The organism is Streptomyces sp. NPDC007084 (assembly GCF_040703595.1).
Lineage (GTDB): Bacteria > Actinomycetota > Actinomycetes > Streptomycetales > Streptomycetaceae > Streptomyces.
In genome coordinates this window covers 149,509-171,138 of sequence record NZ_JBEYFY010000010.1, presented here as the reverse complement: position 1 = coordinate 171,138, position 21,630 = coordinate 149,509, and the positions used below count along the sequence as shown (strand labels likewise).

At 70.8% G+C, this 21,630-nt stretch carries 21 protein-coding genes; 6 read left to right on the top strand and 15 right to left on the bottom strand.

Annotated elements, in window-relative coordinates; translation table 11 throughout:
- Window positions 1-53: 53 nt before the first annotated feature.
- Window positions 54-653: a TetR/AcrR family transcriptional regulator gene (locus AB0912_RS12315; protein WP_366698496.1), complete on the bottom strand. Its 600-nt coding sequence runs from the start codon at window positions 651-653 to the stop codon at window positions 54-56.
- Window positions 654-879: 226 nt separating this feature from the next.
- On the opposite strand from AB0912_RS12315, the gene AB0912_RS12310 reads away from it, so the two are divergent.
- Window positions 880-1,452, top strand: a complete 573-nt coding sequence (locus tag AB0912_RS12310; RefSeq protein ID WP_366698494.1) for a hypothetical protein — start codon at window positions 880-882, stop codon at window positions 1,450-1,452.
- Window positions 1,453-1,765: 313 nt separating this feature from the next.
- The gene (locus tag AB0912_RS12305) at window positions 1,766-1,969 is read left to right on the top strand and encodes an MbtH family NRPS accessory protein (protein ID WP_366698492.1); all 204 of its coding nucleotides are present in this window, start codon (window positions 1,766-1,768) and stop codon (window positions 1,967-1,969) included.
- A 332-nt stretch (window positions 1,970-2,301) separates the two neighbouring features.
- Here the strand turns inward: AB0912_RS12305 and AB0912_RS12300 are convergent, their stop codons facing one another.
- From AB0912_RS12300 to xylB, 10 genes are all read right to left on the bottom strand, one after another.
- Window positions 2,302-3,507, bottom strand: a complete 1,206-nt coding sequence (locus AB0912_RS12300; protein WP_366698490.1) for a bifunctional class I SAM-dependent methyltransferase/NUDIX hydrolase — start codon at window positions 3,505-3,507, stop codon at window positions 2,302-2,304.
- A gap of 118 nt (window positions 3,508-3,625) precedes the next feature.
- Complete coding sequence (locus AB0912_RS12295; RefSeq protein WP_366698488.1) at window positions 3,626-4,528, bottom strand: NUDIX domain-containing protein; 903 nt, start codon at window positions 4,526-4,528, stop codon at window positions 3,626-3,628.
- A complete protein-coding gene (locus AB0912_RS12290) occupies window positions 4,521-5,432 on the bottom strand; it encodes an aminoglycoside phosphotransferase family protein (protein WP_366698486.1) in 912 nt (303 codons plus the stop codon). Before AB0912_RS12290 ends, AB0912_RS12295 begins: the two co-directional genes overlap by 8 nt.
- Window positions 5,429-5,779 carry an NUDIX hydrolase gene (locus AB0912_RS12285; protein ID WP_366698484.1) on the bottom strand — a complete coding sequence of 117 codons (351 nt, stop codon included), beginning with the start codon at window positions 5,777-5,779 and terminating at the stop codon, window positions 5,429-5,431. The genes AB0912_RS12290 and AB0912_RS12285 overlap by 4 nt, the downstream gene beginning before the upstream one ends.
- 302 nt (window positions 5,780-6,081) lie before the next feature.
- The gene (locus AB0912_RS12280) at window positions 6,082-6,492 is read right to left on the bottom strand and encodes a hypothetical protein (RefSeq protein ID WP_366698482.1); all 411 of its coding nucleotides are present in this window, start codon (window positions 6,490-6,492) and stop codon (window positions 6,082-6,084) included.
- Between the two features lie 233 nt (window positions 6,493-6,725).
- Window positions 6,726-8,249: an aldehyde dehydrogenase gene (gene adh, locus AB0912_RS12275; RefSeq protein WP_366698480.1), complete on the bottom strand. Its 1,524-nt coding sequence runs from the start codon at window positions 8,247-8,249 to the stop codon at window positions 6,726-6,728.
- Between the two features lie 192 nt (window positions 8,250-8,441).
- A complete protein-coding gene (locus tag AB0912_RS12270) occupies window positions 8,442-9,746 on the bottom strand; it encodes a GAF domain-containing protein (protein WP_366698478.1) in 1,305 nt (434 codons plus the stop codon).
- Window positions 9,747-9,877: 131 nt separating this feature from the next.
- Window positions 9,878-10,477: an N-acetylmuramoyl-L-alanine amidase gene (locus AB0912_RS12265; RefSeq protein ID WP_366698475.1), complete on the bottom strand. Its 600-nt coding sequence runs from the start codon at window positions 10,475-10,477 to the stop codon at window positions 9,878-9,880.
- Between the two features lie 640 nt (window positions 10,478-11,117).
- Window positions 11,118-12,326, bottom strand: a complete 1,209-nt coding sequence (locus AB0912_RS12260) for an ROK family transcriptional regulator (RefSeq protein ID WP_366698473.1) — start codon at window positions 12,324-12,326, stop codon at window positions 11,118-11,120.
- Between the two features lie 42 nt (window positions 12,327-12,368).
- Window positions 12,369-13,814: a xylulokinase gene (xylB, locus tag AB0912_RS12255; RefSeq protein WP_366698471.1), complete on the bottom strand. Its 1,446-nt coding sequence runs from the start codon at window positions 13,812-13,814 to the stop codon at window positions 12,369-12,371.
- A 198-nt stretch (window positions 13,815-14,012) separates the two neighbouring features.
- Between xylB and xylA the strand changes: the two genes are divergently transcribed.
- Entirely contained in the window at window positions 14,013-15,179 is a 1,167-nt protein-coding gene (gene xylA, locus AB0912_RS12250; RefSeq protein ID WP_366698469.1) for a xylose isomerase, read from the top strand.
- Between the two features lie 529 nt (window positions 15,180-15,708).
- Window positions 15,709-16,005 (top strand): hypothetical protein, encoded by a 297-nt coding sequence (locus AB0912_RS12245; RefSeq protein WP_366698467.1) that lies wholly within the window; start codon window positions 15,709-15,711, stop codon window positions 16,003-16,005.
- Window positions 16,006-16,141: 136 nt separating this feature from the next.
- Here the strand turns inward: AB0912_RS12245 and AB0912_RS12240 are convergent, their stop codons facing one another.
- Window positions 16,142-17,485, bottom strand: coding sequence for an esterase-like activity of phytase family protein (locus AB0912_RS12240; protein ID WP_366698465.1), 1,344 nt, complete (start codon window positions 17,483-17,485; stop codon window positions 16,142-16,144).
- A 556-nt stretch (window positions 17,486-18,041) separates the two neighbouring features.
- On the opposite strand from AB0912_RS12240, the gene AB0912_RS12235 reads away from it, so the two are divergent.
- Complete coding sequence (locus tag AB0912_RS12235; protein ID WP_366698463.1) at window positions 18,042-19,097, top strand: acyl-CoA desaturase; 1,056 nt, start codon at window positions 18,042-18,044, stop codon at window positions 19,095-19,097.
- Window positions 19,098-19,199: 102 nt separating this feature from the next.
- A complete protein-coding gene (locus AB0912_RS12230; RefSeq protein WP_366698461.1) occupies window positions 19,200-19,382 on the top strand; it encodes a hypothetical protein in 183 nt (60 codons plus the stop codon).
- A 161-nt stretch (window positions 19,383-19,543) separates the two neighbouring features.
- On the opposite strand, the gene AB0912_RS12225 is transcribed toward AB0912_RS12230, so the two are convergent.
- The 3 genes from AB0912_RS12225 to AB0912_RS12215 form a co-directional block, all read right to left on the bottom strand.
- Window positions 19,544-20,434 (bottom strand): hypothetical protein, encoded by an 891-nt coding sequence (locus AB0912_RS12225; RefSeq protein ID WP_366698459.1) that lies wholly within the window; start codon window positions 20,432-20,434, stop codon window positions 19,544-19,546.
- A 133-nt stretch (window positions 20,435-20,567) separates the two neighbouring features.
- Window positions 20,568-20,858, bottom strand: coding sequence for a hypothetical protein (locus AB0912_RS12220; RefSeq protein WP_366698457.1), 291 nt, complete (start codon window positions 20,856-20,858; stop codon window positions 20,568-20,570).
- 209 nt (window positions 20,859-21,067) lie between these two features.
- Window positions 21,068-21,601 carry a PadR family transcriptional regulator gene (locus tag AB0912_RS12215; RefSeq protein ID WP_366698455.1) on the bottom strand — a complete coding sequence of 178 codons (534 nt, stop codon included), beginning with the start codon at window positions 21,599-21,601 and terminating at the stop codon, window positions 21,068-21,070.
- Window positions 21,602-21,630: the final 29 nt, after the last annotated feature.

Here is a 21,630-nt window from a genome sequence, read left to right as displayed (position 1 = left end):
GGACAGCCGCTGTCGCGCAGCCGTCGGCGGGCGGTACAGCCGCACGGACGGACTCAGCGCGATGCCGGAACCACGGACCGCGTCCGCACAATCCCCTCGACTCCCTCCAGGAAGGTCTGGGCGATAAGCGCGGGGTCGAAGAGGCAGCCGGCGGCCATGGCGCCGTCCCTGAGCATGACGAAGTGCCGGCCCGCCGGCTCGGCCGGTTCGTCCCCGACCTGTGCCAGTAGTTCGGTGACGGTCTCCAGGAACCAATGCCGATGAGCCAGAACGGCCCGGTGGACGGGATGCGCCGGGTCGGGGTACTCGGCGACGGCGTTGAGGAAGGCACAGCCGCGGAAGCCGCTGGACTGAATGCCCTGGACGATGGACTGGGCGACGGCGCGCACCCGGTCCTCCGCGGAGCGGCTGCCGTCCTGGGCGGACGAGATCTGTGTCCTGATGCCCTGGTCGGCCTGTTCGAGGTAGGCGAGGACGAGGTCTTCCTTGCCCGAGAAGTGCCGGTACATCGTCGCCCGGGTCACCTGGGCTTCCTCGATGATCCGGTCGACACCGACGGAGTGGATTCCCTCCGCGTAGAAGATCCGGATCGCTGTGCTCAGCAGTCGCGATCGGGCTTCCGACGTACTGCCACCCTTTGCCTTCGGCGTCATGGCAGCCACTGTACCCAAGCGGAGGGAGAACGTTCGTTCTTGACAGTGGGCGCTACCCCTGGGAACGTGGAGGTAGACCGAACGTTCTCCCTCCGGTGTTGGCGGAGGCCGGCCTGCCCGCCTGGCGCGCGTGAACCGGACCAGGTGCCGCCGCGAGGAGTGTCCGGCCGTCGGTCATCGCACAGTCAGCACAGTCCGCAATCACCACTCGACGTCAGGGATCGCCATGGACACGCTCGTCGCCACCCCGATCAATGCCAGGGCGGGCCTTACCGGCCTGCGCAAGCTGTACCTGCTGCGTTTCGTGTTCGCCGCGGTATGGGCCGCTCTGCTGTTCACGACAGCCGACACGCTGAGCCCGCTGAGCGTGACACTGCTGGTGCTCTACCCCTTGTTCGACGTGGCCTGCGCGGTCATCGACCTGAGGTCCGCACGGGCAGCCGACAGGCCGGTACGGGCGCTGTACGCGAACGTCGTCCTGAGCGCCGCCACCGCGGTCGCCCTGGCCGTCGCCGCCGCCTCCGGAATCCCGGCCGTCCTACAGGTCTGGGGAGTCTGGGCCGTCGCCGCGGGCGTCACGCAACTCGTCGTCGGCGCGGTCCGCCGCAGGCAGGCGGCCGGCCAGTGGGCGATGATCGCGAGCGGCGCCATCTCCACCCTCGCGGGAGCGTCCTTCGTCGCCCAGGGGAGCGGCGGGGGCTCCACCACCCTCAACAACCTCGCCGGCTACGCACTTCTCGGCGGCGTCTTCTTCCTCGTCTCCGCCCTGCGCCTGAAGTCCGCGGAGCGCAAGGCCTGACCTGCCGTCAACCTGGAACTCCCAGCCGCCGACACGCCATCGAAGGGCGCCTGACGGGTGAGAACCCACTTCAGTCGCCCTTCGCGTGAGCCAAGAAGAAGCCCGCTTCTGCGGCGAGTCGGAGGGAGGGAAGGTCCAGGCGGTCTTCAGGGCCTTCACAGCCGTGATCAACAGTAGAACGACGGAGCGATGGGTCCTTCGAAGCGGTGACTGCGCGCTGAACGGACGTGAGGCCGGGCGGTGACACGTCAAGATCGCGAGTGCCGTGCGGTATGCGCACTGGTGTCGACGACGCGAGAGAGGAGCCGGTCACATGGCCGACGAGGACACCACGATGTACCAGGTTGTCGTCAACGAGGAGGAGCAGTACTCGCTCTGGCCGGACGACAAGGAGATCCCGCCGGGCTGGAAGTCCGTGGGAAAACGCGGCACCAAGGACGAGTGCACGCAGTACATCAAGGAGGTCTGGACGGACATGAGGCCGCTCAGCCTTCGCCGCCAGATGGGGGCGGTATAGACGGGGGAGTGACGCCTACGATCCGCCTTCTTGTGGGGTGACCTGGGCGGGAGCCCGGGTCGGGAAGGGACGAGCGTCAAATGCCGCGGGCGCGCATCAGCTCGATCTGGGTTCGGTGACGCGCTCGCGGTACTCGGCGTGGCCGTAGGGCGCGCGGTCGGCCTCGATGGTTGGCCGGGAAGATGGGCTGGTCGCAGGGGGGGGCGTACAGCTCGGCAGCTCACCGGCGTACTCCTCGAAGTAGGCGCGCTGGAGCGCCGGTTGCCGGTTGCCGGTGCCGAATTGGGAGTGGGGTGAGCCGTGGCACCACAGACTCGGGCCCGAACTTGTTGTCAGGCCGGCCCGTCGACCGTCCCGGCGGCGGGTGTGCTGTTGTGGGCGAAGGGGGTGAAGTGCGCTGGGGTGTGGTCGATGGGCAGGTCGGGACGCCAGGCGCTGAGGATCTGAGCGCTGCAGACGAACAGGCCGTCGGGAAGGTGACCGAGGGAGTACCAGGTCCAGTCACCCACGCTCTCGTCCGGCTGCGTGGCCGGCTGCCCCTGCCAGGCGTGGACGAGCGCGCCGACGGTAACCCGCAGCACGCCTTCGACGTGGTCGACGAGCGTGCCCAGCAGTCTGACGTCGCCAGGGCGGGCGATCAGACCGGTCTCCTCCACGAGTTCGCGAACCACTGCCACCTCGAAGGACTCGCCGGCCTCGACGGTTCCGCCAGGTAGTTCGAGGGTGCCGCGCTGATGGCGGCCGAGCAGGATTCCGTGCTCGCTGACGAGGACGGCGCCGACCCCCACGGCCGCGTGCGCCACTGGTGGTCTGGCGCTGCGGGGTCGGCTGGACACCCTTGCCGGCCGGTCGGGCAGGCGGCGGGCACGGATGAGCTGCTGGACAACCGGGGCGTTCTCGTCGGGGTGGCGCAGCAGATCGACGGCTTCGACGCGGAAGCCGTACTCCGTGAGCAGGTCCTCCCACAGTTGCGGTTCAAGGATCCACATCTGGGTCGGCAGTGCCGGGTCGTCGCGCAGCAGGATCATCTGTTCGCGCGGGGCCACTTCCGTGGACGGCCCGCGGCCGTGGAGGTCGGTGTGCAGGAGCGAGAGGATCAGTGGCGCCCCGGGGCGAAGTCCGTCGCGCAGCGCCGGCAGCGAGCGGTGAGGGTCGATGAAGGCGAGCGTCCCGATCGCATACGCGGCGTCGAACGGTTCGACTTCGGCCAGGTACTCGGTCACATCCGCCTGGACGAACTCCACACCGCCAACATCCGCGTGGGCCCCGACGGCGCGTTCGTGCTGCGCTGGCGACAGTTCGACGCCTGTGACGCGGGCACCGTGAGCCTGGGCGAGGTGGACGGCATGGTGGCCGGCACCCGATCCGATGTCCAGGACGCGGCGGCCGGTGACGTCGCCAAGGACTTCCGCTCCCGGCCCGACCCCTTCCCACGGTGTCCAGCCGAGTCGGTCGGGGACGGGCGGCGTGCAGGCGCGTGCCAGTTGTCTCTGGCCGTAGATCTGCCAGGCCCGGGTGTTGGTGTCCTCGGCGCGCACGGTTGCCTCCTGGAGGGCGCTGTTAGGGCATGTCGTTTGGATCATGCGGCGGGTCGCGGGGCAGCCGACAAGGCGCCGCACTCCGGTGCCACCTGATCCAAACGACACGCCCTGAGGGTCAGGTGTGCGTGATCAGGTGGGCGGGGCCTTCGCCGCGCCGGGCTCGTTCGACGGCATCGAGGCGGGCGAAGCCGCGTGGCGCCATCAGTTCCTGCCAGGTCGCGAGGTCATGGACGGCCCACATATCGTGTTCGGCGGGGTCGAGGCGGATTCTGCCGAGCTGGTCGACGGTCAGCCGGCCTCCGTCGAAGATGAGCCCCACCTTGTTCAGCGGCATGCGGGGCCCCGCGTGCAGGAAATGTGTCAGGAGCAGCTTCGGCGTGTTCAGGCCGAGTCCGAGGCCGGTTTCCTCGACAGCCTCGCGCTGGGCGGTCTGCAGCGGGTCCTCGCCCAGAGCGTCGAGGTTGCCGCCCGGGAACTGCCAAGGTCTCGAGCCGTAGACCGAGCGGAGCTGGATCGGCCGGTCGTACTCGTCGCGGATGTAGAGGCAGCCGTACACCGTGTGGTGGGGGACGGTCTGCGCGTACCGCATGGGCGTCATCGGCGTGGGGCGGCCCGGTCGGGCAGGGCGGTGGTCGAATGTGAGGGCGAGAACGCCGAGCGTCTCCCTGTCCGGCGGGTAGATGCTGCGGAGGTCGGCGAGCAGCTCGGCGGGTGGCCTGTCCGGGTCGATGCGGGCGGGATCCTCCGAGCTGAGCAGGTCCTCGAAAGAGGGGTAGAGGGTGATCCGCTGCACGACGACGTCGAGTTCCCGCCCGGTGTCCCGGTCGTGGAAGACAATCGTGTCGCCGGCTGCGACGGCTCGCTTCTGCGCGGTGGCCGCCCTCACTTCGATCGTCTTGCGGCCTGCTTCCACTTGGCGGTAGTGCTGCCCGAGCAGGCGCATGTGGTGCTCCGGTGGTGCGCCTCCGTTTGCCGGCCCCGGGACGGCGGGGACCGTCTGCTGAGTGTCGTCAGGCACGCGTGTCTCCGTTCGATGAGGCCCGCCCGTTGCGGTGTTGGGAGCGCAGGCGGGCCAGGGTGCGGTGGCCACGCTCCTGTGTTTCCGCGTCGCAGTGGGTGGCGCCGTACTGGATTCCGGAGAGGGCGTCGAGCGTGGAGTCGACGACGAAGCGTTCTTCTTCGGCTGGGCCGAGTCGGCGCCCGTAGCCGGACATGAACGCATCGCGGAGAGCCGGCTGTGTGGCCCAGGCGTCCGAGAGGCGGACCAGGTCGCGGATGGCCGGGCCGGGCTCGCTGCGTTCGAAGTCGATCACAGCGAGACTGCCGTCGTCGTCCAGCAGCAGATTCCGCAGCTGGAAGTCCCCGTGGGTCGGCACGCGGTCCAGCAACGGAACATCTTCGGCGCGCGCCACGATCCGGCGGATGAACTCCTCGTCCCCCGGGCGCAAATAGGGGCGGGCTGCTTCCAAGTGACGCTCGACCTTCGCGAGCGCGGGCACTCCTTCCTCCGCGGGGAGCGGTGCCGCACTGCGGTGAATGGCCGCGGCCAGGGCGCCGATCCGGTGGAAAAGGAGCTGTTGCTGCTCGGGCGGGGGAGCGATGCCGTGCAGGGACCGTCCGGGCACCGCAGTGATGACGACGGCCAGCAATGCGGTGTCGGCGCTCACAAGGGTGGGAACGGCTGGTCCGAGGCTGGGGACCCAACTGCGGTACGCGGCCACCTCACGCTGATGGAACCGCGCGTTCTGGTGGATCTTGACGTACCAGGCCCGGCCACTTGCTCCGTCGGCCCGCCATACGCGGCTGCTGCCGCGATCCCAGGATGCGTCGGTCCAGGTGGCGATACGCCCAGCCGCCTGCTCGGCGAACCGCCGCACTTCCACGGGCGGGATGTCCGGGTGCGCCGGCGTGGCCATGCTCATACCCAGCCCGCCTCGAAGTAGAGGCGGCCGGCGCGAATGCCCTCGATGGCCACGCGCGTACAGGAGACGAGATCGTCGGAAAACGCGGACCGGCTCCGGCACGTCCACGAGACGCACTTCTTAGGTTCGCGAAGTCCCGGCTCGCCGCTCCAGACGTGGGCGCGGAAGAAGAGGCCCATGTGGGGTTGGTCCCCGCTGCGGTCGACGTGGTGGACGACCTGGACAAGTTCGACGTCCCGGCGCTCGATGTGCAGGCCGCCTTCCTCCCGTGCCTCCCCGTTCGGGCAGGTGGGGCTGCTCTCCTGCCCGAAGTGACCAGACTGGTCCTGCGTCAGGGCCGAGGACATCGTTCCCCCTATGACGGTCGCTGCGGCAGAGTCGTGACGTCTAACGACGCGGCTGCGCTATCGAACACACGTCATTCGGTCGTGCTGAGGAGCCCGCCGTGTCCTGCGTCGGGCAACCCGGACGGCGCCGAATGCCTGGTCTGCCTTGGAGCGGCTGCGGGCAGGAAATGGCCGAAACGCCGACACCGCCAAGCAGCGAGGGCAGTACAGCGGCGGGGATCCCAGGTCGTCCCCTCCTGGCCAGGATCCGGTTCCGCCTGCGGCAGCTTCCCTCGCTCTCGGCGCGCCCAACCGCGCGCCCGTCAATGCCTCGGTCCGCCACCCGATCTGGACGAGGGCGCGTGCGCCGTCCACGAGCAGGGTGACCCACAACTCCTGGGACACGGTGCGGTGGTCCTGGTCCGTGCCGGCATAAGCGGCATGATGGCGATCCGCCGGCTGAGGCGTCCGGCGTCGGCGAAGATCGGGTGCTGCCCCTGGCGCAGCTCCTCGGCCAGCTCCGGCCGGCCGACGTCGGAGGCGATCAGCGCGGCGTAGTTGAGGGCCGCGCAGGTGCGGGCCACCAGATCGTGGTGGCCCGCACCTGCGGGCGCGACGGTCAGCCCGGTCAGGTGGTTGACGCGCTCCGCCAAGGGGAGCGCGGGCGCCCTGGTACGGCGGGTCGGGGTGATGCGGTTGGTCGAGTTCTCCTGTAGCTGGACCCGATAGCCCATGCGACCGTTATCCGTACGGCTTCTTCGGCCGCTCGTACTACGCGGCTACTCGTACTACGCAGCTATGCGCCCCACCGAGGTGATCCATCCACACAAGACCCAGTGCCGATTCCTCCAGCGCTCGTCCGCAGGCTGCGCGAACATATACGGGCTTTCGGCGCTGCACCTTAGGGAGCATGCCGAGAACGGCGCCCGCCAGGTAGCTGCCCCGGCCGGGCGCCCTCTCGCGTTGTCTAGAAGAAGCCCAGCTTCTTCGGGGAGTACGACACCAGGAGGTTCTTCGTCTGCTGGTAGTGCTCCAGCATCATCTTGTGGTTCTCGCGGCCGATGCCCGACTGCTTGTAGCCGCCGAACGCGGCGTGCGCCGGGTAGGCGTGGTAGCAGTTCGTCCAGACGCGGCCGGCCTGGATGGAACGGCCCGCCCGGTAGGCGGTGTTGATGTCCCGGGTCCACACGCCCGCCCCGAGCCCGTAGAGCGTGTCGTTCGCGATCTTGATGGCGTCGTCGAAGTCGTCGAACGACGTCACCGAGACGACCGGACCGAAGATCTCCTCCTGGAAGATCCGCATCCGGTTGTCGCCCTCGAAGATCGTGGGCTGGACGTAGTAGCCGCCCTTCAGTTCACCGTCATGCTCGATGCGCTCCCCGCCGGTGAGCACCTTGGCGCCCTCCTGACGGCCGATGTCCAGGTAGGAGAGGATCTTCTCCAACTGGTCGTTGGACGCCTGCGCGCCGATCATCGTGTCCGTGTCGAGCGGGTTGCCCGGCTTGATGAGTTCGGTGCGGGCGACCGCCGCCTCCATGAACTCCCGGTAGTGGCCACGCTGGACGAGGGCGCGGGACGGACAGGTGCAGACCTCGCCCTGGTTGAGCGCGAACATGGTGAAGCCCTCAAGGGCCTTGTCGCGGAAGTCGTCGTTCTCGGCCCAGACATCGTCGAAGAAGATGTTCGGGGACTTGCCGCCGAGTTCCAGCGTGACCGGCTTGATGTTCTCCGAGGCATACTGCATGATCAGCCGCCCCGTCGTCGTCTCGCCCGTGAACGCGACCTTCGCCACGCGCGGGCTGGACGCGAGCGGCTTGCCCGCCTCCACGCCGAAGCCGTTCACGATGTTGACCACGCCCGGCGGGATGAGGTCCGAGATCAGGCTCATCCAGTAGTGGATGGACGCCGGCGTCTGCTCGGCAGGCTTGATGACGACCGCGTTGCCCGCCGCCAACGCCGGCGCGAGCTTCCACACCGCCATGAGGATGGGGAAGTTCCACGGAATGATCTGTGCGACCACGCCGAGCGGCTCGTGGAAGTGGTACGCGACGGTGTCGTCGTCGACCTCGCCGATCGACCCCTCCTGGGCCCGGGCCGCCCCCGCGAAGTAGCGGAAGTGGTCGATCGCGAGCGGGATGTCCGCCGCCAGCGTCTCGCGGACCGGCTTGCCGTTCTCCCAGCTCTCGGCGACCGCCAGCTTCTCCAGGTTCGCCTCCATGCGGTCGGCGATCTTGAGCAGAATGTCCGCGCGTGCCGTCACCGAGGTGCGGCCCCAGGCGGGGGCGGCAGCGTGCGCCGCGTCCAGCGCGCGTTCCACGTCCTCCGCCGTCCCTCGCGCGACCTCGGTAAACGGTTGCCCGTTCAACGGACTCGGGTTCTCGAAGTACTGCCCGCGAGCCGGCGGGACGTACTCCCCGCCGATGAAGTGGTCGTATCGCGCCTGATAGGAGACGATCGCGCCTTCGCTTCCGGGCGCCGCGTAACGGGTCATGCTGGTTGCCTCCCGGGGAAGCGCTGCCCGCCGTTGGACAGCTCTCGCCGCGAGGCTAGAAACCCGGACGTTGCAACGACGTTGCGGTCCCGGCCTCGGTCCCTCGGCTCCCCGGCCGCCGGTCCCTCAGCTCCTCCCCGCCCCCGCCCCACCCGCGTCCCCGCCCCACCCCGCGCGACCCGGCCCCGTTCGTCAGTGTGGCTCCCGTCGCATACGACGGTTCCGGCCCCCAGGCGCCCAGCCGGCCGGCGCGGCCTGCTCCGACTCCAGTTCCTCCAGCCGTGACCGTACGGTCGGCGCCGGCCGTACCATGGACAGGGCCCGCCACACGTCGAGATCGTCCTCGCCCCACGGCGAGCGGGCCCAGTCGGCCAGTAGATCGGGGTCCCGCCGGGCGATGAGCGCCGTCCGCAGCCCGTCGGCCAGTCTGCGCCGCAGGCGTACGACCGCCGGTGCCGTCGACCCCGGCAGCAGCGGACCGCCGTAGGCCGCCGCTGCCGCGGTGATCGCGCCCGTCCCAAGCCGCCGCTCCACCACCGTCACGTCGGACTCGACAGGGCGGGTCAGCCGGTAGGGGCGTGAACGCAGCAGGTCCGGACCGAGGATGCGGCGCAGCCGGGCCAGTTCCGCGCGCAGCGTCACCGGCTCAACCGACTCGTCCTCGTACAAGGCGCAGAGCAGCTCGTCGCCCGTGAGGCCCTCCGGGTGCCGGGCCAGCAGCACCACGATCTCGCTGTGTCTGCGGCTCAGCCTGGTCTTGCGTCCGTCCACGACGAGTTGAGCCTCGTCGCGTCCCAGCGCGGTCAGTTCGAGCGGGCCGTCCGCCAGGGCCGGCGGTGGCGCCAGCAACGCGAGGTGGGACTCGGCGGCCCGTGCCACCGCCTGCACGAAAGCGAGACTGTGCGGATGCGCGAGCCCGTCCCCGCCCGTGATGTCGATGGCGCCGAGGACCCGCCCGGTCCGCGGGTCGTGGACCGGGGCCGCCGCACACGTCCAGGGCTGGACCCGCCGTATGAAGTGCTCGGCCGCGAACACCTGGACGGGGTGGTCGACGGCGACCGCCGTCCCCGGCGCGTTCGTCCCCACCGCCGCCTCGGACCAGCGGGCTCCCGGCACGAAGTTCATCCGGCCGGCCTGCCTCCGTGTCCCCGGGTGCCCCTCGACCCACAGCAGCCGGCCCTGCGCGTCGCACACCGCGAGCAGGTGCTCACCGTCCGACGCGAACGTGCCCATGAGTTCGCGGAACAGCGGCATCACCCGGGCGAGAGGGTGCTCGGCCCGGTAGGAACCGAGATCGCCGTCCATCATCTCGACGTCCGCCGTGCCGTCCGGGGCGACACCGGCCCGCGCCGACCGGCGCCACGAGTCCGCCACCACCGACCGCACGGGACGCGGCACCGTCCCCGCCTGGGTGAAGGACTCGTAGGCGCGGCGCAGCGACCGGACCCGCTCGACAGGGTCGGCTCCCGGTTCCAGGGCCACCCAAGGATCGATCAACTCGGCCTCCCGGAGGGCGATGCGGCTGGGACCATCGTCACTCCCCGTGCGGGTATGGACAACCCGTGTGACGTTCCGCGTCCGGCCGGAGTCGTACGGTGTTCCCGTGGCGGATCGCCGCGCGGCTCCGGTCAGGCGAAGTTGACGAGCCTGATGTACCGCGTCCAGTCCCAGTTGGGCCCCGGGTCGGTGTGGTCGGTGCCCGGCACCTGGTAGTGGCCGAGGATGTGCGAGCGGTCCTTGGGGATGCCGTACTGGTCGCAGATCCCGGCGGTCAGTCTGGCCGACTCCTCGTACAGCGCGTTCGTGAAGTAGGCGGGCTTGTCGACCCAGCCCTCGTGCTCGATGCCGATGCTTCTGGTGTTGTAGTCCCAGTTCCCCGCGTGCCAGGCGACGTCGCGTTCCCGCACGCACTGGGCGACATGGCCATCGGCGGAACGCACGACGTAGTGCGCGGACACCTTCTTCGCAGGGTTCCGGAAGATGGACAGGGTGTCGGCGTACGTCGCCTGCGTGACGTGAATGATCACGTAGTCCAGCCGGTAACTCTCCGGCCGGTTGGACGCCGTGTAGTTGGAGGAGGTCGCCGGAGTCCATTCGGCGCCCGGATAGTCGACGGCCGCGGCCTGGGCCGCCGCCCTGGCGTCGGGGAGCAACGCGTAAGGGAGGGCGGCGAGGGCTGCGCCCTTGAGCAGCCGCCGCCGGCTCGGGAACGACCGTGCTCGCTCCATGGAGTTCTGGCCTTTCGTCGGTGGGATGTCGAGGAAGTCCGTGGCTCGGGATCGCAGGAGGGGCCGCCGAATCGGGGCGGACCAGGGCGGATTCGCCCGTTCGCCCGGTGTGACGGCGCGGCAAGAAGATCAGTATCACGACACGCGCGGCCATCCGGGCATGCGCGACATAGCGGGTCCAGACCGTGCGCGTGTGTGCAGCGGGAGGCGGCCCGACCAGGCCGATCGCTTCGCTCCGCAGCCCGGCAACTGCCTTCAGCACCATGTGAATCCCCCGATTCGCCCTGGACCCCGGACACAGCCGGACGGCTGCGCCTCGCGTGAATCACCGTACGGCGCTTGCCGGTTGGGCAGGAGGATCGAGCCGGGATCGGTGGAGAACCCGAGAATTGTGGACACGGCGATCACTCGCACGAGGGAACGACGCCCCTGCCGCGGTCCGCCGCACGGCCGAGCGGGGCGTGCCGCACGGAGGCGGCACATCGTGGATCGGGGCTGTCGCACGGAGAACCAACCGCCAGGCGCGACGCCTACCAACCGCCAGGCGTGAGCGCTACGACCGCCTGGCGAGACCACTCCGATCGCCGGGCGGGTCCGCTACGACCGCCCGGCGAGGCCACCCGACCGCCCGGCGCACCCCCTACGACCGCCCGGCCACTCCCGCCGGATCGTCCAGCACGCCCCGCACCACCGAGTGCGCGGCACCCAGCAGGGGTCCTTCCGATCCCAGCCGGGACACGGACACCGGGCAGACGGGGCCCGCGGTGCGTCCGGCCAACTCGCCTTCCAGCGAGGGCAGCAGCCACGGGGCGAGGCCGGCGAGCGCGCCGCCCAGCACGACCGCCTCCGGGTCGAGGAGGTTCACCGCCCCGGTCAGGGCGATTCCGAGAGCGGCCCCGGCGTCGCTCAGGGCGCGCCGTACATCCGGATCCCCCTCGGTGGCACGTGCGGCCAGCAGCCCGACCCGGTCCTCGCCCGGTTCCAGGCCGGCGGCACGCAGAACGGCCTCCTCCCCCGCGTACTGTTCCAGGCACCCGCGCCCCCCGCACGGGCACGCGGGTCCCTCCGGCCACACCGGGACATGCCCCAGTTCGCCCGCGAATCCGCGGGTCCCGCGCAACAGCCCGCCGTCCACGAGCACGGCCGCGCCGATACCGATCTCCGCCGACACGTGCAGGAAGTCGCGGGGAGTCGCGTCCCCGAGCCAGAGTTCCGCGAGGGCGCCGAAGTTGGCCTCGTTGTCCACGGTCAGGGGAAGTTCGGAGGGGAGCAGCTCGCCGAGGTCCGTGTCGTGCCAGTCCAGGTTCGGGGCGCGGACCACGGTTCTCGCGTCCCGCGCCACGAGTCCGGGGACGGCGACGGCGAGGCCCGCCGCCCACAGACCCTCCCGCTCCGCCTCGGCGACGACCTGGCGGACCAGCCTCGTCAGTTCGCGGGTCACCAGACCGGCGGCCCGGCCCCGGTTCGTCCCGTGGCCCACCGCTCGTGCCCGAACGGCGCCCCGCAGGTCGACCGCGCACACGGCGAGATGGTCGACACCCACCTCCGCGCCGATTCCCGCCGGACCGTGCCCGCTGACCGCGAGGGCGGAGCCGGGACGGCCCACTCGTCCTGGCCGCTCGGGGCCCAGCTCTTCGAGAAGCCCGGCCCGGATCAGTTCGTCCACCAGGGTCGAGACGGCCGCCCGGGTCAGCCCGATGTGCGAGGCCACAGCCGCCCGTGACAGGGGCCCTTCGGCGTTGACCGCGTGCATGACCCGGGAGAGGTTGCGGCGCCGCATACCCTGCTGGGTGTCGGGCAGCCGCCGGCCGGAACCGTTCGGATGGGCGTCGTGCAGCGGTGCGGTCATGCCTCCGTCAATCCTTCGTCCGGCCGGGGCGTGGCGTGCTCGTCAGTTTCCGTTCGGCCCCCGTTCGAGCAGGGGAGCCGCGTCGGAGAGTACCCCGGTGATCCTCGCCAGCGTCTCCTCGTCCCGCTCCACGGCGTCGAGGACGGGACCGCGGTCGGTGCCCCAGCGGCGGGCGACCGCGGCCGGGTCCTCGCCCGTCAGCAGGCCCGCCGCCTGTGCGGCGGCGCCGAGCGCGACCAGTTCCTTCGCCTCGGGGACCTGTACGGGCCGCCCGGAGAGCCGCCGGACCGTCTGCTGCCAGGCCGTTCCCCGGGCGCCGCCACCGATCAGCAGGAGCGGCGCCGAGCGGTCGGCGTCGGTGTCCAGGACGAGGTCGAGGGCGCCCAGCAGGGAGTGCACCGCTCCGTCGTAGGCGGCTTGAAGAAGTTGGCCCCCGGTGGTGTCGTGCCGCAGCCCGTGCAGCAGGCCCGACGCGTTCGGCAGGTTCGGCGTGCGCTCGCCGTCCAGGTAGGGCAGCAGCGTGACCGCGGCGCCCGGTTCGACGGCCTCGCGGTCCAGGCCGAGCAGGGCGGCGACCCGGTCCACGGCCAGCGTGCAGTTCAGCGTGCAGGCCAGCGGCAACCAGTCCCCGCGGGCGTCCGCGAACCCCGCCACCGTGCCCGTCGGATCGGCGGGGCGCCGCGTCGAGACGGCGTACACCGTGCCCGAGGTGCCGAGGCTCACCACCGGCGTGCCGGGCAGCAGCCCCAGGCCGAGCGCGGCGGCCGCGTTGTCGCCCGTTCCGGCGGCCACCAGGGTGCCCTTGGAGAACGGAAGATCGCCGCCCGCGTGCACGGTGCCCGCGATCTCGCCCGGCCGGACGACGCGGGGGAGGAGGGCAGGGTCGAGGCCGATGTGGGCAAGGACCTCCTGGTCGTACGCCTCGCTCCCCGACGACCACCAGCCCGTCCCGGAGGCATCACCGCGGTCCGTCGTGCCCTCGCCCGTGAGCCGTTCGGTGAGGTAGTCGTGCGGCAGACGCACCGCCGCCGTCGTCCGGACGGACTCCGGCTCGTGCTCGGCCAGCCAGGCCCACTTCGTAGCCGTGAAGGACGCGGTGGGCACGCTGCCCGCGCGCTCGGCCCAGGACTTCGGGCCGCCCAGTTCCTCGACCAGCCGGCGCGCCTGCGGGGCCGAACGCACGTCGTTCCACAGCAGCGCGGGGCGTACGGGCTCGCCCTGGGCGTCGAGGGTCACCAGGCCGTGCTGCTGGCCGCCGATCGACACCGCGGCGGCCTCGTGCGCCGCGGCCCCGCACTGATGCAGGGCCGCGCGGAGAGCGTCCCACCACTGGCGCGGGTCGCTCTCGCGGCCCGCCCCGGTGGAGACGGTGTGCGGGGCCTGGCCACTCGCCACCACCTGTCCGGTCGACGCGTCGACGACCAGCGCCTTCGTGGACTGGGTGGACGTGTCCACCCCGACGACGAGCGGACCCTCGGCTGCTGACATCGGGCTCTCCCTCTTCCGCGGCTCTGCGGTATCTGTCCTGGTCACGGGGCTGGCCGGACCGGTTCGCCCCGGGTTTCGCACGTCGCCCCGGCCCACCACGACCAGGGTTTCGTATCTCGTCTCTTCCCAGAGACGCGTTCGCATACTAATTTGTTAAGTGCCATGACGAAATAGTCCGAGCTAGCAAGGAGCCGCGACATGAACTACCAGCCCACCCCCGAGGACAGGTTCACCTTCGGCCTGTGGACCGTCGGCTGGCAGGGAAGGGACCCGTTCGGCGACGCCACCCGGCGCGCCCTCGACCCGGTCGAGTCGGTGCAGCGTCTGGCCGAGCTGGGTGCCTACGGAGTGACCTTCCACGACGACGACCTGATTCCCTTCGGATCCTCGGACAGCGAGCGTGAGGCGCACATCAAGCGCTTCAGGCAGACCCTGGACGCCACCGGCCTCAAGGTCCCGATGGCCACGACCAACCTGTTCACGCACCCCGTCTTCAAGGACGGCGCGTTCACCGCGAACGACCGTGACGTGCGCCGCTACGCCCTGCGCAAGACCATCCGCAACGTCGACCTGGCCGCCGAGCTGGGAGCCGAGACCTATGTCGCGTGGGGCGGCCGTGAGGGTGCCGAGTCGGGTGCCGCCAAGGACGTACGCGTGGCGCTCGACCGCATGAAGGAGGCTTTCGACCTCCTCGGCGAGTACGTGATCTCCCAGGGGTACGACCTGAAGTTCGCGATCGAGCCCAAGCCGAACGAGCCGCGCGGAGACATCCTGCTGCCCACCGTCGGTCACGCCCTGGCGTTCATCGAGCGGCTTGAGCGCCCGGAGCTGTACGGCGTCAACCCGGAGGTGGGTCACGAGCAGATGGCCGGGCTGAACTTCCCGCACGGCATCGCGCAGGCCTTGTGGGCGGGCAAGCTCTTCCACATCGACCTGAACGGCCAGTCCGGCATCAAGTACGACCAGGACCTGCGTTTCGGAGCGGGTGACCTGAGGGCCGCCTTCTGGCTGGTCGACCTCCTGGAGAGCGCCGGTTACGCCGGCCCGAAGCACTTCGACTTCAAGCCGCCGCGGACCGAGGACCTCGACGGAGTGTGGGAGTCGGCGGCCGGCTGCATGCGCAACTACCTGATCCTGCGGGAGCGTTCGGCGGCCTTCCGCGCCGACCCCGAGGTCAGGGAGGCGCTGCGTGCCTCACGGCTGGACGAGCTGGCGCAGCCCACCGCCGCGGACGGCCTGACCGGGCTGCTCGCCGACCGCGGGGCCTTCGAGGACTTCGACGTCGAGGCGGCGGCCGAGCGCGGCATGGCGTTCGAACGGCTGGACCAGCTCGCGATGGACCATCTGCTGGGAGCGCGGGGCTGATCGGCTCGAGCAGGGCACGGGTTCCGTCCGGTGGACCCGTGCCGGAAGTCCGGCGTCAGGCTCCGGCCGGTCCCGGCAGCGGCCTCCCGGGCATCGGCCTTCCCCTGGGATGCTCGGATGTTTCCCTACGCCGGAATGACGCGGTCCTTGGCATGAGTCCGTATCAACTTCCGCGCGGGGCTCGCGCGGTGACCGCATCGCGGCGAGCCTTGTCGGTATGACCACGCCACCCGTACCTCCTCAGCCCCCACGGCCGCCCGGAGACTCACCTCATGGGGGCGAGGTTCCGGGCCAGCCGCCCGAGGACTACCGTCCCCAGACTCCAGGGGGGTACGGGCCGCCGTCCTCCGGTGGTTACGGGCCCCCGCCCGCCGGCGGCTACGGTGCGCCTCCCGGTGGCTACGGATCTTCCCCTGGGGGCGGCGGGCCTCCCGGTCAGGGAGGCGGAGGGTGGCCGCCACCGCCTTCCGAGCCACCCGGTAGCCCCCGTGGCCCCGGAGGCCGTGGGGGAGGGCGGCGGCGCCCCACCATGCTCATCGTCATCGCGGTGATCGTCGTGGTCGGCGTGATCGTCGCCGTGGCGGTGGCCGCCACGAAGGGGGGCGACAAGGACGACAAGCCTCCGGCCGACAGCACGACGAACGAGCCGAGCCCCTCTCTCAGCCTTCCCTCCGGGCTGCCCTCGGTGCCCACAGCTCTGCCCAGCGCGGTCCCGAGTCTCCCCACCGACCTGCCGAGCGGCATGCCGTCACTTCCCACCGACCTGCCGACGGACCTCTTCCCCAGCGGCCTGGAGTCGCTCCTCCCGACCGGCCAAGTGCCCTGACCGGACGCTGCTGAAGGGCCCCTGCGGCGACACGGACGTGGCCTGTCGCCCGGCCGCTGACGCCAACAGAACGGTACGCGCGCGTGGCCGCTGTCCATCGTCCACGCGCGCGTACCGAGACCGAGACACCCCGGCATCAGATGCCGTGAGGCAGCCTCACGTAGACGACCTTCGTCTCGATGCCGCTGTCGACGAGCCGGCCCCGCGCGTCGAAGGCGCCCGGCCCGTCGGTCATGCCGAAGTCGTTGTCGTTGATGAGGGCGAGCGTGCCGTGATCCACGCGCGCGACGCCCTCGATCTTCCCGGGGACCCCCGCGACCGTGCCCAGGTCGACGACCAGACGCTTGCGCAGCACCGGAACACCGGCCGCCGCGGGGTCGTCGAGCTGCTCCAGGGAGGGCGACGTGGTGTCCCGGTCGTACGGGCCGCCCAGGATGTCTTCGCGCCGCGTGAGTCGCACCTCCTGAAGACGGGCCGCCTTGTCCGTGCGCTCCTCCACGAGCAGCCGGTCACGGCCCACCGCCACCACCGAGGAGATCTTCAACTCGGACGTGTCGTCCTCACTGGGGTCGACCACGTTCACCGGGTCGAAGCGGTACGCGTACTCGGCGGTGACAGCCCGCTTCGTGGGCGAGAAGCGCAGCAGCCGTGTCGTGCGGGACGCGTCACCCGCGTCGCCGTCCGGCAGCGAGAGCGGGCTCTGCAGCGCCAGCACCAGATCTCCGCCCGGCAGTTGGGCGAGCCCTTCGAGGCCGCGGTTGATCTTCCGGTGCAGCAGGATCGCGGGCAGCGCCTCCACCACCGGATAGTCCGTGCCGGTCAGACGCAGGCCCTTGGGCACATAGCGCGTGAGCACCTTCCCGCGCGCGGACACATGGATCAGCGACGGCCCGTACTCGTCGACGAGCCAGAACGAACCGTCCGCCGCCCGCACGATGCCCTCGGTGTCGAGGCCGTTCGGGTTGTACGCGAGCGGGGTTCGCGCGTCGAAGGAATACGGCGTCTCGTCGCGCCCCGCCTGGTTGGAGAGGCCGGTTACGGGCTTGCCCTTGGACGTGGTGATCGGGATCGCGTCGATCACCTCGACCTTGTCACCGCTCACCCGGATCTTCACGATCGCCGGATCGAAACCGGGCACAGGGAACGTCCGGCGCTTCGTCCCGTCCACCTTGATCTGGCCGTTGGGCCCGCGGTCGGTGACCGTCCAGAACTCGCCCTTGCGGCCGGCCGGGAAGATGTCGCTGCCGATTCCGCCGAGGTCGACTCCCCGGTCGTCGCCCACAGTCCCCGGAAGGAGCGCGTTGCCGAACGCCCCCAGGGGGATGTCCCCGAGTGTCGCGCTGTGCGTCACCCGCGGCTGCGCCGGCCCGGCTGTCGCACTCGGCGCGCCGGCCACGGTGAAGGTGGCCAGGAGGGCGAGCGGCACGCCCACGGCGACGGACCGGTGGACGTGGCGCCTGCCGAGCGGGTGCGGGGACATCGGGCCTCCTGAGGCACAAGTTCTCTGACAGCGGCCAGGGTTGGCCCCGACACCGAACGAACGCCGACCGTGAGATGAACGGCGTCCGTCAACCAGTCATCGGCTCTGCCTCGGCCGCCGCGAGTACGGTCCCTGGGTCGTCCTCCGCCGTTGCGGGCGGTGTCGTCGGCTCTTCCCCAGTCTGGTGCCGTCGGTGAGGTGAGGTGCGGTGCGGTCCGGTGCGCCTGTGCCGAGACACGCGCGCGTGTGGACCAACAGCGCGGGGTCGCACCGGCGCTAGCACGGCGGGGACATGCACGGCCTCGACGCCGCCCAGCCGTTACGCGTTCCTGTCCGTGACGCATTCCCGTCCAGGGGGCCAGTTCCCGTCCAGGGGGGGGCAGCCCCCTCGGAGAGCCGGGGGAAACCCCCGCACGGAACGGGGTGGTGGCGCCATGGCCGCGGAAGGCCCCTGATTCGTACGTTTCATCAGGTCAGACCGCGTCCGGAGAACTCAGGCCGGCCCACTTCCTGAGAGATCAGCTCGGCACGCTCCCCGACAGACCGGAGACCCGCCATGGCCCAGACCGCCGCCGTCGTCGTTGAAAGCACCCCGAGCGAGGGCTCAAGGGCAGCATCCGGCAGCGACTTCGCACCCCTCCTGCGCAGCGTCAAGGAACGCGGGCTCCTGGAACGGCGGCACGGCTGGTACGCACGTGAGATCGCCGTGAACCTGCTGAGCCTGACCGGCGTGGTCACCGGCCTCGTCGCGATCGGTGACTCCTGGTGGACCCTGCTCCTCGCACCGGTGCTCGCCGTCCTCGGCGCCCGCACGGCCTTCATAGGCCACGACGCCGGCCACTCCCAGATCACCGGCGACAAGAAGGCCGGCCGCGTCATCGGCCTGGTCCACGGCAACCTGCTCCTCGGCATGAGCTACGCATGGTGGAACGACAAGCACAACCGCCACCACGCCAACCCCAACCACATCGACAAGGACCCCGACGTCCTGGCCGACGTCCTGGTCTTCACCAGCGGGCAGGCCGGGAAACGAACCGGGTTCCGGCGCTGGCTCACCCGAAACCAGGCCTGGCTCTTCTTCCCGCTGACCCTCCTCGAAGGCATCGCCCTCAAGGTCCACGGATTCCGGGATCTGCGCAGGCAGCCGCCGCGCGAGCGCGCCGTGGAAGCACTGCTGCTGGTCACCCACGTCGTCGCCTACACGGCCCTGCTGCTCACCGTGCTGTCGCCGCTCCGGGCGCTGGCCTTCGCGGTTCTTCACCAGGTGCTGTTCGGTCTGCACCTCGGGATGTCCTTCGCCCCCAACCACAAGGGCATGGAGATGCCCGACCCGGACGGCGAGCGCTGGGGACATCTGCGCCGCCAGGTCCTCACCTCACGCAACGTCCGCGGCGGCGTCCTCACGGACTGGTTCCTCGGCGGCCTCAACTACCAGATCGAGCACCACCTGTTCCCCAGCATGCCCCGCCCCCATCTGCGCCGTGCCCAGCCCCTGGTCCGCGCGTATTGCCGTGAGATGGGTATTCCCTACGCTGAGACCGGTCTCGTCGACTCCTACCGACAGGCCCTGCGGCACATGTACGAGGTCGGGGAGCCTCTCAGGGTCGAGTAGGGGGCAGGCCTCAGGGACGTATCAGGGTCGCGGTCCGGAACCGTGGGACGCGGGGACCCGTTCTCATGACAGAGAGCGGCAGCAGCCGCGGAGGAGGCGCACATGTCGAAGAACGCGAAGATCGCCGTAGGGGGCGTGGCGGTCGGCCTGATCCTGTGGATCTGGCTGCCATGGTGGGCCGCCCTCCTGATCGTGCTGGGCGTCCCGGCGGCCGCGTACCTGGCCCTGGACCCCTCGCAGCGGCGCAGGCTGCGGCGTGTCACCCGCAAGGAGATAGGCCGCTGAGGGGCGCACGCCGACTGCCCGTCGAGGCAGATGCCGATCGACTACCCACCAAAAGGATGGCGACTGTGCGGCAGGACGGGTGACGCCTGGCGGTGGACGCGCAGGGCCAGTGGCGCACTGACGAGGACGGCGTCACCGGGGCCACCCGGCGGCGCCGCCGCTCAGCTCGGCCGGACCGCCATCTTGTCGAGAGCCTCCAGAAGCCCGGGCAGCTCCTGTCCGCGGCCGACGGGCAGCACCTCGCCGGGCTCCTCGTCGAGGAGGACGAAGGCGATGTCGTCGGTCCTGGCGACGAGGGACCAGCCCGGACCGTCGGCGCGCAGAGTGCGAGCGTCTCCGGTGGCGAAGGAGGAGCGGACCCGGCCCAGTGGGGGAGGGGTATCCACATAGGAGCGTGCCTCGGCCAGGACCCGTCGAACGCCCGTGGGCTCCCCGCCGTCGCCGCTCTTCTCCCGCTCGCCCTGGGAGCCTCCGGTGGCCTGGGTATCTGTCTCGGGCCGCTCCGTACCGTCCGTGGGCGAGAACTCGCTGTCGTCGATCTGGTCGCGCCACATCGCCCACTGGAGCGCTATCTCGTCGGCGCCCAGACGACGTTGCGCCGGTCCCCAGGTGGTGGTGTCCGGCGGGGTCAGCGGAGGCCGCTCCGTGGGCTCGGTCGCCGGATCGTGCGGGGCGGGCACCCCAGGCGCGGAGACGGCCACTTCAAGGGGCCAGCCGGGCAGCGCGGCGACGACCGTCCGCTCGTCCGGGGAGAGTTCGTGTTCCATCCCGCAGTCCCAGGAGGCGATGGCGACAGCCACCAGGGACACGTCGTCGATGACGACGGTCCATCGCGCGCCTTCGCCGTCCTGGCCGAGCACCAGCCCGTATCCGTCGGCGAGGGGTGCGAGGCCGAGCGCCGCACAGGCCTCGGGATAGTCGTCCCCGAGCACGCTGGGGAACTTCGCCGGCGTGAGCAGCACCGCCGTCAGCACATACAGCGCGTCGTCGTCCACGGTGGCGACGGCTACCTCGTCCACGGTGGCGACGGCTTGTTCGTCCGTCCCGGCCATCCCAGCCTCCCGATCAGTCCGTCTGTCGGCGCACCCTAATGCGATCGGAAGGCGCTTGTCACGGGCCCGACACACTTGCGGAGCTGCAGTTATCCGGCTGGACAGGGGCGAAACGCCCCTCCGGGCCACTGCCTCAGGCGGCGGGCAGGCCGAGGAGTGCCCGGGTGACCGTCCGGGGCGACTCGTCGCGCTCCCGGGCGAGGGCGATCACCGCCCGGCAGGCCAGTTCGGTCACCCCGAACGACAGCGCCTCGGGAGACACCCGCGAGGCCGCCTCGTCGATCCGCTCCTGATCGTCCTCGGCGCACGCGGAGACATACGCCGAAGCCGCCTCGAAGAGGTTGTGGCCGCGCCTGGCGCCCTCGCCGGCCGCCGCCGGACGAGCGGTCCCGCCGGGCCGCTCCGCCGTCCATCCGCGTCCCATGGCGCGGAGCCTTTCGAACAAGCCGGACATCGGGCCGCCTTCCCCGTACTTGATCGCCGTCGCCGAACGTTCATCTGCTGCTACTCACCGTAGAGTTGGAGGCCCGGTGGCAGAAGAGGGACGGAGTGCGCGTTCGTGCCGAGGGACGGGTGGAGGGGGGTCTCCCTCGGCACTCGTCCGGTAACGGGGGCGCGCAGGTGCCCCGTCTCTCAGCGGCGCGCCCCGTCGAGTGACTCCAGGGTGGCCCGCAGCCACGCCAGTTCGGCCTTGCTCGTCGCGCGCGCGATGGTCAGGATGCCCCGCCGGAAGGGATCGTCCAACTCCTCCGCGCGCAGGGGGCGGTCGCCCTCGTAGAAGAAGCTCGCCGGCTCCTCAAGGAAGGTGAGCCGGCGGCGCAGCACCGCGGCCTGCGCCACGGGTTCCTCCAGATGCCGGAGGAAGGCGAGCACAGTGAACCAGCGGTTCTCGTCGCTGATGTCCTGCGTGGCCGGTTCCGCCAGCCTGCGCCGCAGGTCGAGCCGGCCCTCCGCGGTGAGCGTCAGGACATGGCGCGGGGCGGCCACGGAGCCGGGCTGCGTGGCGCGTTCCAGCAGTCCGGCGTTCTCCAGTCGCTTGATGGCGGGATAGAGCGTGCTCTCCGCGACCGGCTTCACGTGCCCGGTGAGCGCGGTGATGCGTTTGCGCAGCTCGTAGCCGTGGAGGGGGGTGTCGTAGAGGAATCCGAGGATGGCCAGTTCCAGCATGGGGTCCAGTGTCTCGCACTAACGCTGTA